Origin of the sequence: Shewanella saliphila, assembly GCF_014648295.1 — a bacterium.
Lineage (GTDB): Bacteria > Pseudomonadota > Gammaproteobacteria > Enterobacterales > Shewanellaceae > Shewanella > Shewanella saliphila.
On record NZ_BMQV01000115.1, the window covers coordinates 1 to 668 of the forward strand.

Sequence of the window (668 nt, forward strand, 5' to 3'; positions counted from 1 at the left end):
ATTTCTCGGCTTAGCTTTTCCTCGGTGATGCAGCATGTTTTCAGCATGCAAGATACGGTAAAAACTCGACTCAGAAGCAATATACTCACCTCTGTCGGCGAGTATAGGTACAATTTGGCTTGGCGGTAATGAGGCAAACTCTTCACTATTACACACATTAATCACGTCTAGCCTTTCTGCCTGACTCAGTTTATTTCCAGGCTCTGGTCGCGTAACTGTAGGCCTTTTATCTGCGCCAATCTCACCGTCGATTCGCCAACGCTGTAAGGTTCTTGTTGATAATCCAATCACGTCACAGGCCTTATCTTGCCTCGCTCCTGATGCTACTGCGGTGCTGACCCATTGCGCGTATTTCTGCCTATCGGTCAGCGAAATCAGTCTTCCTCTTTTTCTTTCCAATAGGCATCGAACTTTTTTCCGAGGACGAGTAAAGCTGCCGCTTCTGCTAACGCTTTATCCTTTCTACGTAACTCTCGCTCGAGCTCGTTAATACGTTTTTTATCGGTCTTCTGCTCAGGTGTTACCCTGGATTTTCTCGTGAGTGTTGTGCTTGTATTGCCGGCAATACAAGCTTGCTTCCATTCGTTAACTTGCTCAGGGTATAACCCTTTAGCTCGGCAATATTCACTTAACTCAACTGCCGACAAAGAGGCGGTTTCCAATACCAC

General features: G+C 46.4%; 1 pseudogene. It reads right to left on the minus strand.

From position 1 onward, the window contains the following. Positions 1-668, minus strand: a pseudogene (locus IEY48_RS20335) (helix-turn-helix domain-containing protein); the annotation flags it as partial.